Origin of the sequence: Paenibacillus sp. EKM212P (assembly GCF_011066115.1) — a bacterium.
GTDB lineage: Bacteria > Bacillota > Bacilli > Paenibacillales > Paenibacillaceae > Paenibacillus > Paenibacillus polymyxa_B.
Genome location: NZ_JAAMNR010000013.1, coordinates 1 through 12,913 on the forward strand (window position 1 = coordinate 1; position 12,913 = coordinate 12,913).

The 12,913-nt window shown below is 47.0% G+C and carries 1 protein-coding gene; it reads left to right on the forward strand.

Annotation, left to right across the window (positions count from 1 at the left end):
* Positions 1–12,899: non-ribosomal peptide synthetase (locus tag G9G54_RS23550; RefSeq protein WP_165179809.1), on the forward strand; the 12,899-nt coding region annotated here is incomplete at its 5' end.
* Positions 12,900–12,913: the final 14 nt, after the last annotated feature.

Sequence of the window (12,913 nt, forward strand, 5' to 3'; positions counted from 1 at the left end):
TCCACTGCGCTGATGGGGACCATCTGCTACTGGCTATTCATCATATGGTGGTAGACGGCGTATCGTGGCGGATACTGCTGGAGGATTTGTCGAATGCCTATGAGCAGGCTGTACGTGGAGAAGCCATACAGCTCCCGACGAAAACAGACTCCTTCCGGGTCTGGTCGGAGCGGTTGTCAGCCTATGCCGACAGCCTTGAGATGGAAAGTGAGCACGCATACTGGGAGCAAGTGAATGAACTGGCGGCATCCGAGTCGCCCCAACTTCCAGTGTCCCAAGAGCATAGCGATAAGTTTATGCAGCAAGACATGGGTATCGTAAATGTGAGGCTTACGAAGGAAGAGACTGATCAACTACTGAAGCAAGCCCACCGCGCGTACAACACAGAAGTGAATGATCTGTTGTTGACGGCACTCGGCAAGACGTTAAGCGCTTGGACTGGCAGTGAAAAGGTTGCGATTCTTCTCGAAGGCCATGGCCGGGAAGAAATCATAAAGGATACGGATATATCACGGACGATTGGCTGGTTTACGAGTCAATACCCGGTACTGCTGCGGATTAACCGGGAAGATGATATCTCCGGGCACATCAAACGGATGAAGGAGATGCTGCGCAGCATTCCACATAAAGGAATTGGGTATGGCATCTGGAGATATCTCAGCCAGAATGGACCGTCCGGGGCAACATACGCCGAGCCACAGATCAGCTTTAATTATTTGGGCGAATTTGATCAGTCACTGCAGCATAGCGGCATGCATTTTTCTCCATATTCCAGCGGAGCTAATACTCATGAATTGACCCAAATGCCCTGTGTTATGGACGTGGGAGGACTCGTTACAGATGGCATGCTGGAACTAAGTATTCAATACAACATTAAGGCACTCCAACAAAATGCTGCTGAGCATCTAGCAGAGCAATTCAAGCAGAACGTGCTGGAAGTGATTCAGCATTGTGCATCTCGGGAGCACTCCGAATTGACGCCAAGTGATGTGCTGTTTTCGGGCTTAAGCCTGGAAGAACTGGACCGGATGGTGGAGCAGATTCAGCCTGACGGAGAGCTTGAGAATATGTACCCCATGACGCCGATGCAAAAAGGCATGCTGTTTCACAACATGCTGGATTCCCAGTCGATCGCCTATGTGGAGCAGTCCACCTTTGAATTGAAGGGAACGCTGGATCTCGCTGCATTCGCCGCCAGTCTGGACTTGTTGGTACAGCGTCATTCAGCTCTGCGGACCAACTTCCGGAGCGATTTGCAGGACGAGCCGCTGCAAGTGGTGTACCGGAATAAACGCGGAGAACTGTACGTAGAGGATATACGTGAGAAGGAGAAGTCGGCGCAAGAGCAGTATATCGAGGAGTTCACGCGTCGAGATCAGCAGAGGGGCTTTGATCTGGCAAAGGATGCACTGATGCGTGTATCTATCTTGCGTACATCAGATGATTCATACCATTTTGTATGGAGCTTCCACCACATCATAATGGATGGCTGGTGTTTGTCGCTGGTTACCAACGAAGTCTTTGGAGGATATACCGCCCTAGTAGAAGGGAAGACACCGCAATTGCCTGTGGTAACACCCTATAGCCGATACATCGAATGGCTGGAGGGACAGAACCGTCAGGAAGCAGCGGAGTATTGGAGCGGTTACTTGCGAGGCTATGAGGAGACGGCGGTTTTGCCGCAGGCCAAAACAGGGAAGACCCAGGGATATGAGGCCGAATATCTGGAATTTGATTTGGGTATAGACCTGACAACGGCCCTACTGCAATTGGCAAAGCAAGAACAGGTAACGATAAATACGCTGATGCAAACGGCCTGGGGTGTTTTGTTGCAAAAGTATAATCGCACAGAGGATGTCGTTTTCGGGAGCGTGGTATCTGGACGTCCAGCGGACATTGCCGGAGTAGAGCAGATGATTGGACTATTCATTAACACGGTCCCCGTCCGTATTCAAGGCGGACAAGCAACTGCATTTACAGAGCTGATGAAGCAAACTCAGCGGCAGGCGCTTGCTTCGGGATCATACGAAACGTTCCCACTCTATGAGATTCAGGCACAGGCAGAGCAGAAAGTGGAACTGATTAATCATATTATGGTATTTGAGAACTATCCGGTGGATGAACAACTTGAGCAATTAGGTGAAAGAGAGGAAGCTGATTTTAAAATAACCGGAGCAGGAGCGGTTGAGCAGACGAATTATGATTTTAATATCGTGGTGTTACCGGGAGAGACGCTGCGAGTTCATTTTGGTTACAACGCCCAGGTATATGACTATGAAAGGATAGAACAGATCCGGGGGCATTTGCTGCAACTGCTGGAGCAAATCAAGATCAATCCAGCTGGTCGGATTTGCGAGCTGGATATATTAACGCCTCAGGAACGCGAGCAACTGCTGGGTGCTTGGTGTGACACGAAAGCAGCATATCCACGTGAGCAGACGATTCACGGGTTGTTTGAGGAGCAGGTCAAGCAGACACCGGAGCAGGTAGCGGTATATTTTGAAGGAGCACAAGTGACCTACCGTGAATTAAATGAGCGAGCGAACCGTCTGGCGCGTACTTTACGCAGTAACGGTGTGATGGCAGACGGCCTAGTCGGCCTGATGACAGAGCGATCGATTGACATGATTGTCGGCATCTTAGGTATTTTGAAGGCAGGGGGCGCCTACATTCCGATCGATCCGACTTATCCGGAGAACCGCATCCGTTATATGCTGGACGATTCAGGTACGGAACTGCTGTTAACGCAGCAGCATTTGGTTGAAAAAGTGGAATTTAGGGGCAAGGTCCTGCTGCTGGATGCAGAAATGGACGAAGCCACTGCGGATGCAAGTATGGCTGAGGCAAAAGGAAAAGCTATATCCGCATATCACAGGGATGGTTCGAATTTGGAAGCCACATCGGGTCCTCATAACCTAGCATATGTAATCTATACGTCTGGAACGACAGGCCAGCCTAAGGGAGTCATGCTCGAGCATCGTGGGCTCTGCAATCTGCATACGTATTTCAGGGAGACATTGCGGATCATCAGTTCCGACCGTGTTGTATCGTTCGCCAGCTTTTCCTTTGATGCGGCATGCTGGGAAATGCTTCAGGCGCTCTTCAACGGGGCCACTTTATGTATCCCGACATCAGAAACCATTCTCAGCTATGACAAGTTTGAGCAGTATATGGCGGATCATCACATTACAATTGCAACGCTGCCCCCAACCTATGCCATATACTTGAGCCCTGAACGAATGCCGGAACTACGCATCATGTTCACGGCCGGATCGGCGACCAGCACTGAGCTAGTCAGCAAATGGAGAGACGGTGTGACCTATGTTAACGCCTACGGTCCAACGGAAAATTCCATAGCAACGTCTGTTTGGCCAGTACCGGGAGGGGCCGAAGCAGGGGTATCCATCTCAATCGGACGTCCTGTACCAAATCACCGCGTGTATATGGTCGATGCACATGGGCAACTTGCACCGACAGGAATCCCAGGTGAACTGTGCGTATCCGGCCCAGGGTTGGCACGCGGATACCTGCATCGTCCGGAATTAACGGCTGAACAATTTGTGACCAATCCGTTTACAGGTGGGGAAGCGGGCTATGAACGCATGTATCGGACAGGCGACCTGGCGAGATGGATGCCTGACGGCAACATTGAGTACCTTGGTCGGATTGACCATCAGGTCAAAATTCGCGGTTACCGGATTGAACTGGGCGAAGTTGAGGCGGCTATGCTGAAGGCAGATCGCATGCAAGCGGTCATTGTACTGGCACATGAAAATAGCCAAAACCAACATGAACTCGTTGCTTATTATGTGGCGGAACGGGAAGTGACGGGGAGCGAGCTTCGCAAGATGTTAAATGAAGAACTCCCGAATTATATGGTCCCTTCTCACTTCATTCAATTGCAGAACGTACCTCTTACACCGAACGGTAAAATTGACCGTAAGGCGCTGCCGATACCAGAAGGTCGTTTGTCCGACCATGTTGCACCGCGAACGTGGATGGAAATAAAATTGGCAGACATCTGGCAGGATGTGCTGGGTCTACCGCAAGTAGGCATCAACGAAAATTTCTTTGAAATTGGTGGTCATTCGCTGCGAGCGACGACACTGACTTCTAGAGTTCGCAAAGATTTAAACAAACCGATGGATTTGCAAAACATATTTGAGGCACCGACGATCGAGCAATTGGCGGTCTTGCTTGAAGAACAGGATCAAATCACATATGCATCCATTCCGGTGGCGGAAAAACGCGACACTTACCCGCTTTCTTTCGCACAGACACGGATGTATGTGCTCCACCAGCTGGATCCGGAAGGGATAAGCTATAACACCACATCAGCACTGAGAGTAATCGGTCCGATAGATGTGAACCAGGTGGAAGAGGTATTCCGTCAATTAATTTCACGTCATGCGTCACTCCGGACAAGCTTTGAACTGGTGAATGGTGTGCCGATGCAGCGGGTGCACGATACGATTCACTTTGAGTTGGAATATGCCACAATATCAGAACTGCGGACAGAATCCAATGAACTTATGCTTGAAAATTTAGCAGAAGAACATGCCCGTTCCTTTGTACGCCCATTTGACTTGAGGATCGCTCCGTTGCTACGTGTAAAGCTGGTCAAATTGGGATTGGACGAAGAAGGCCAGGAGCCGCAGCACTTATTGATGCTTGATATGCACCACATCGTTTCAGACGGAGTATCCATTGAAATATTAGCTGGTGATTTTGCCCGCTTATATAGCGGTGAAGTATTATCTCCGCTGCGTATTCAATATACGGACTATGCTGTGTGGCAGCATAGCAAAACTCAGCAGGAGCAAATAAAGAGTCAGGGAGAGTACTGGCTGAATAGATTTAGTGGTGACTTGCCTCAACTGGATTTGCCAACTGATTTTGAGCGTCCGGTAACACGATGTACGAAAGGTGACGCTGTTGAGTTTGAAATGGGACAGGAATTGACTCAGTGTTTAAAAGAACTGGCGGTGCATACGGATTCTACGCTGTACATGGTACTTATGGCTGCATACACAGCATTGCTGCATTATTACACAGGGCAGGAAGACATCATTGTTGGTACTCCGATTGCAGGTAGACCGCATGCTGACCTGGAGCCTATGCTCGGTATGTTTGTCGGCACGCTCGCATTACGCAATCATCCTCACGCTGAACAGACGTTTTATAACTGCATTGAGGACGCCAAGACGTGTGCACTGCAAGCATATGCGCATCAGGATTATCCGTTTGAGGAGCTGGTGGAAAAGCTCGACCTGAAACGAGATATGAGCCGTAATCCGTTGTTCGACACGATGTTTGTATTGCAGAATGTGGAGAAAAAGGAAGTGAAGTTGGACAAGTTGTTCTTCCGCTCTTTTGGCATAGAGCAGGTTTCTGCGAAATTCGACCTGACGCTTGAAGTTAATGAGGAGGAAGCATCTATTCAACTCCAATTTCTGTACGCTACATCTTTGTTTAAACGGGAAACGGTAGAAAGCATGGCAAGGCATTTTGTACAGTTGGTTAAAACCGTTGTAGCCAATCCCGATACTAAGCTGGGCGAATTGACGCTGATTTCGGAAGAAGACAAAGGGATTCTAAAAAAACATAGGGACATCCTAAAGGCTTCTCGCTACTGGAGTACTCTGCTCGAAGGCTATGAAGAAGCACCTCAATTGCCATATGCCAATCTGATGGGACGCAGTCCATATCAGACAGAGCATCTGGAGATTAATTTGGATGTTGAACGAACGGTAGCACTGCAGCGAATTGCACTGAATGAGCAGGTGACGACAAATACGCTACTGCAGACAGCCTGGGGAATTTTATTACAAAAGTATAACGGTACAGATGATGTGGTGTTCGCTTGCTCCATATCAAGTCCTTTGACAGATAAATTGGATTCGAAGCATTCAATTGGACTGGGTAACCACACCTTACCAGTTCGCATTCGAACCGAAGCAGGAGCTAACTTTATCGGGTTGATGAGAGGTGTGCAGCAGCAAACCGATGAATCTGCGGTATATGAACATTTGCCAATGTCTGAATTGGTTACAGCGAAAGTGCAACAACTGGCCCTCTTTGGCCATAGAATGGTGTTTGAGACTACTTTGGAAGAGGCCAATACTGAGCAAGAAAGCTACGATTTAAGCATCATAGTACTTCAGGGAGATACGCTACGAATTGATTTTTCCTACAATGCCCAGGTGTATGATCATCAGAGTGTGTCGCAGATTCAAGGACATCTACTGCGGTTGCTGGATCAAATTATAGCGAACCCGGATAGTTTAATTGAGGCAATGGATCTGTTGACTAAGCACGAGCGGGAGCACATCATCCAGGTGTGGGGAAATACCACGGCAGAGTATTCGCGTGAACAAACAATTCACGAACTGTTCGAGGAACAGGTTTTGCAGACTTCGGATCAGACAGCGGTATATTTTGAAGGTCAACAATTGACCTACCATGAATTGAACGAGCGCGCAAACCGTCTGGCCCGTACTTTACGCAGCTATGGCGTGAAAGCCGATAGTCTGGTTAGTCTGATGACAGAGCGTTCCGTAGATATGATTGTGGGCATATTGGGAATTTTGAAGGCGGGGGGAGCATATATCCCGATAGACCCAACCTATCCGGAGGAACGCATCCGCTACATGCTGGACGACTCAGGTACGGAACTGTTGTTAACACAACAGCACCTGACGGAAAAGGTGCTGTTTGGAGGCAAAGTGTTGGTGCTTGACGGTGAACAGGACGGAGTCGCTTCCGATACAAGAAAAGCGGATGTACGCGGGGAAATGCTGCCCGTATATCATCAGAACGGTTCGAATCTGGAGGCTGTATCGGGTCCAAACGATCTAGCATATGTCATCTATACGTCCGGGACGACAGGTCAGCCTAAGGGAGTAATGCTTGAGCATCACGGTCTTAGTAATCTTAAAACCTACTTCGAGCAAAAGTTGAGTATTGGCTTGTCCGATCGGGTTGTCATGTTTGCCAGTTATTCGTTTGATACGTCATGCTCGGAAATAATCCAGTCTTTACTATGCGGAGCGACATTGTATATACCTTCCTCCGAGACTATTTTGAATTATGAACGTTTCGAGCAATACATGGCTGCCTGCAGAATTACAATTGCAACGCTGCCGCCAAACTATGCTGTATACCTGAACCCTGATCGCATGCCTGATTTGCGTGTTCTGCTTACAGCAGGATCGGCCTCTACCGCAGAACTGGTGTCCAAATGGAAGGACCGGGTGGCTTATTACAATGCGTATGGTCCTACCGAAAATTCCGTTGCAACGTCTCTTTGGCCGGTATCGGAAGAAAATTCTGAGTTAGGTGGAATCATATCCATCGGACGTCCAGTATCTAATCACCGCGTGTATATGGTGGATACACACGGAAATCTTTCACCTGCAGGAGTCCCTGGTGAGCTGTGTGTATCCGGTCCGGGGCTGGCACGCGGCTATCTGCACCGTCCAGAGCTGACAAAAGAAAAATTCGTAGCCAATCTGTTTGCAGCAGAGGAAGTTGGCTATGAGCGAATGTACCGTACAGGTGACTTGGCACGATGGTTGCCAGATGGGAACATTGAATATTTGGGTAGGATTGACCATCAGGTCAAAATCCGCGGGTATCGGATTGAGCTCGGTGAGATTGAAGCGCAAATTATCAAGGTGGACGGTGTTAAAGAATCTATTGTCATGGCTCGTGCAGATCAGCAGGGAGACTATCATTTGGCCGCTTACTACGTAGCTGAAAAAGAAATCAGCGGCAGTATGATGTTGAATTTGCTGAATGAGAAATTGCCGAACTATATGGTACCGTCGTATTTTATACAACTGCAGAACATGCCGCTGACACCGAATGGAAAAATTGATCGCAAGGCACTGTCAGCATTCGAGGAACATACTGATTTGACTGCAGAATATGCAGCGCCGCGCACAGCCATGGAGGCGAAGTTAGCACAAATCTGGAGAGAGGTACTCGACATTCCGTCCGTCGGAATTCATCATAATTTCTTTGCCATTGGCGGACATTCACTTCGTGCGACTGCATTGGCCGCAAAAATTCACAAAGAACTAAATATTGAGTTTCCGTTGCGTTATGTATTTGACTTTCCAACAATTGAGCAAATGGCGCAGGCTGTTCATGAATTGTCTCCAAATCCATTTGCAGCGATTCCTGTTGCCGAATTGAGAGACAGTTATCCGGCATCTATAACTCAAAATAGACTATACGTTTTGAGCAGTATGAATAACTACAATATGTCTGCCATGCTTTTGATGGAAGGGGAACTGAATTTTTTAAGATTAGAAAGAGCGCTTAAGCAATTAATTCAGCGTCATGATACATTGCGAACCTCTTTTGAATTCGTAGATGATAAATTGGTACAACGGATTCACGACCATGTCGATTTCACTTTGGAGGTTATGCAGGGAAATGGCGAGAACGAAGCAAGAGCAATGATGAGACAATTTATCAGACCTTTTGATCTTGGGAAGGCACCGTTACTTCGAGCTGCTCTGTTGCAAGAATCTCCACAGCGTCATTGGTTTATGTTTGACATGCATCATGTGATTTCAGATGGTGTATCCATGAGTATATTGATGAACGAGCTGCCCGCACTGTATGAAGAAAAAACGTTGCCCGCCTTGCGAATTCAATACAAGGATTATGCGGTATGGCAGCAAGGAGATATTGGTAGCTCATGGATGGAAAAACAAGAAGAATACTGGCTCAAGCAAATGAGCGGCGATATTCCGATTTTGGGTATCCCAGTCGACTTTGAAAGACCTGCAACACGTAGCACCTCGGGCAGCACCGTTTCCTTTGCCATTTCACATCAGGACGTGGACCGTTTGAAAGAAATCAGTTTGCAGGCGGGAGCTACTTTATTTATGGTATTACTGGCGGCCTACAAGACCCTATTGTTCAAGTACAGCGGTCAGGAGGACATCGTTGTTGGAACACCTATTGCAGGTAGACAGCATCATGATTTGCAGCCGGTCATCGGTATGTTTGTCAACACGCTTGCATTGCGGAGCTTTCCTGAAGGGGATAAGTCTTTTTACGAATATGTTCAGGAAGTGAAGGACCAGGTGCTTGATGCCTTTGAGCATCAGGATTATCCGTTTGAATTGCTGGTGGAGAAGCTGAATGTACAAAGGGACCTGAGCCGAAATCCGTTATTCGATACTCTTTTTGAGCTAGATAACATGGACTCTGGTACGACGGAATTCCAAGACTTGCAGGTTACTCTGTGCCCGGGCGAACAGAATATGGCAAAATTCGATTTGACACTTACGGCCATGGAAAGCTCTGAAGGTTTGGTTTTCAGCTTCACATATGCCGATAGCCTGTACAAGAGAAGCACGATTAAACGAATGGCCGATCACTTTCTCCAGTTGATTAAAGCTGTTGTAGATGAACCACAGACAAAGCTTTCTGAAATTGAGATCATTACGCCACAGGAAATCGAAATGATATTGGATGTCTGGGGAAATACCGCGGTGAAATACCCAAGTGAAAAAACCATTCATCAATTATTCGAAGAACAGGTAGAGAAGACTCCAGATCAAGTAGCTGTAGTTTTTGGAGATAGCCAGATCACATATAACGAATTAAATGTGCGTGCAAACCAACTGGCTCGCGTGCTAAGAGCAGAAGGAGTCCAGGCGGATCAATTGGTCGGAATGATTGTGGAGCGCTCTATCGAAATGATTGTAGGGATTTTTGGTATTTTAAAAGCTGGTGGGGGATATGTACCTATCGACCCTGAGTTTCCGCAGGAACGTACGCTCTATATGTTACAAGACAGCCATATTAAGCTTATGGTTGCCATGCCAGAAATGGCCGCGAAGGTACCGTCGGATGTGCTGATCATTTCACCTGAAAGTCACAGGCTATCCGCAGAAGACGGTTCCAACTTGGCTGAAGTTTGTGACCCTGGCCATTTGGCTTATGTGATGTATACCTCAGGTACAACGGGCAAACCCAAAGGAGTGATGATTCAACACTCTAATGTCGTTAATATGACAACCGCATTTAGACAACAAGTGTATAAGAAGTACAAATCTCCAATGCGGATGGCATGGCTATCGCCGTATGTATTTGATGCATCAGTGAAACAAATTTTCCCATGCCTGCTTCTCGGGCATGCGCTTCACGTGGTGCCGAGAGAGATTAGCACCAATGGTCATCGTTTGGCTGACTATTTCAGATCCCAACGGATTGATTTTACTGATGGTACACCGGCACACATGCATATGCTGACGGAAATGCAAGACTCCGTTGCAGACCTGAATGTACAGCATTTTATTTTTGGAGCAGAGGCGCTGCCCAGTCATCTCGTTAAAACATTTTTGAGCACCCGGCCCGGATATCGTCCGCAAATAACTAATGTTTATGGTCCTACTGAGTGCTGCGTAGACACAACTGCATACGACATTGACGGGGAAACGATGACAGCTTGGACACATACGGTGCCGATTGGCAAGCCAATGGCTAACCAGCACGTATATATTATGGATATGAATCGGAAGTTGGTTCCGATAGGAATTGCAGGCGAGATCTACATCGGTGGTGATGGAGTAGGGCGAGGTTATATGGGAAATCGTGAGCTGACAGATGAGAAATTTATAGCAGACCCCTTCCAACCCGGAAAACGTATGTACCGCACAGGAGATTTGGCGCGATGGATGGCAGATGGAAATATTGAATATTTAGGCAGGATGGATCATCAGGTAAAAATTCGGGGTTACCGAATTGAACTTGGAGAAGTAGAAGCGCAATTAATTAACCTGCCTGCGATCCGTAAAGCGGTGGTTATTGCTCGTGAGAATGAATCAGGACAAAAAGATTTATGTGCTTATTTTGTGGCTGATAGCGATCTGACCATTCAGGAACTTAAAGCAGCGTTGGTTCCGAATCTTCCGATGTACATGCTGCCAAGCTATTTTGTTCAATTGGAGAAGATGCCGTTGACCACTAACGGAAAAATTGATCGTAAATCGCTTCCTGCGCCGGACGGAGACATTCAAACAGGTGTTGAATATGCAGCCCCGCGAAACGACATGGAACGGCATATGGTAGATATTTGGAAGCAGAATCTGGGTGTCAGTATTGTTAGCATTGATGATAACTATTTTGATTTAGGCGGACACTCCCTAAAAGCCATTCAATTGGTTTCACAGGCTCAGGCTGTTGGCATTGAAATAGGGGTTAATCAGGTGTTTCAATATCAGACTATTCGCCAAATGTCAGAGTATATGCGAGCAGACACTTCGATGTCGTGTATGCTAACACGTGATATTGCCGAGGCAATCGACATCATCGAAAAGGCTTATGACGTACATGCTCATTTCCAATCAACAGCTGTTGAAGGGCGAGATCAATTAACTTTGCACATAGATCCTTTCGATTCTATACAAGCAGAGGACCTGAAGAAAGTCATTTTGTCAGGCCTTCATCCTGACCTTCATCCACATCATTTGCTTCCTTTTGAAGCAGCTGCTCAAGTACCTGACTGTGAAAAGCTGTACACAGATACGATGGTAGACGATGAAGCTGTGAAGCGGCATGCTGAGGAATGGCTGGAACATCTGCTGCGGATGAATGACCAATGGAACAGCACGATGCTGGCAGGGGAGCCTTTACAACGCTATGCGCTTGCTCCCGCTCAACATTATCATTTGGAGCATCCGCAATCCTCAGGAGGTGTCATTCCTTTTGATAGTTACCTGCTGGATGTAGAACGGTTATCTGCAATCATGCAACGCCTGATAGAGCGTCATGAACTTTTTAGAAGTGTGCTGGTCCAAACAGATGTCGGATGGGAATGGGAAATGTTGTCCATGAAGGAGCGCATGGATATTCCAATGATAGATTTATCGAACTACGGTGCAGAGATGCAAAATCGTATACTCTCACATATACTGCCTGAATTCTTTATGAACCCTTATGAAACAACCGGAAACTTGTTATATCGCATTGCGCTTGTTCGCCTTAATTTACGGGATCATTTGCTGCTGCTCCCTTGTTCACATCTCATCTATGATGGCATGAGCGGAGAGGTCGTTAAGAGTGAATTGTACCGTGCATATGATGACATGAGCAATGTAAAAGAGCAACTAGCAGGAAGCTACCGTGATTATGTGAGTCAGGTTCGCAAAGGACCTCAGGGCATGGGCGATCAAGAGATTGTCGACAAATTTCGCTTGTCTGCATTTGCTGCTGCTTCGGATGCTGTAGTCCTCGCAATTGATGAGCGCAACCATACAACGGGCACAGATGTGACAGTAGAACTTGCAGATTGGAATGATTCTGACGCAATCGGAGACATGTGGGACTTGGCTATACGACTAGCTAACCGCTTTTTCCGCAGATATTTGCAAGTGGACGAGATTCCTATTCTTCTCACCAATTATGGCCGGGCATACGAGGACAAGCAGTATTTTGATATTATAGGTGAATTTATAGACCAAATCCCTGTACTGCTTACAGATGCGGATGAACATGGGCATGAGATCAGAAACAGTATGCAGTTGGCCGTAGCGCGTAACCTGAATTTTCTAAATCTCATATACAATGATGAAATGGCTTCGTTGTATCCGCAGTCTAACCGGTATCTGAAGCATAGCCTGAATAAGCTACCTATTGTCTTCAATTACCTTGGCGAAGCGTCGGATAAATATCAGCTGTTTAAAAATATCGAGCCGGAAGAGAGGGACATCTATCGGGATTCAATCATTTTCTTTACTGTTCAGCATGTGGAGAATGTATTGCAAATCTCACTGGAACTTCCTTTTGAAGAAAATCCAGAAATCGTTAAAGCGATGTTGGAAACAGAGCTAGCGAACTTACTAGTAACAGATGGAAATGGAATAATGTCCACCTAATTTTTCACTTTAGG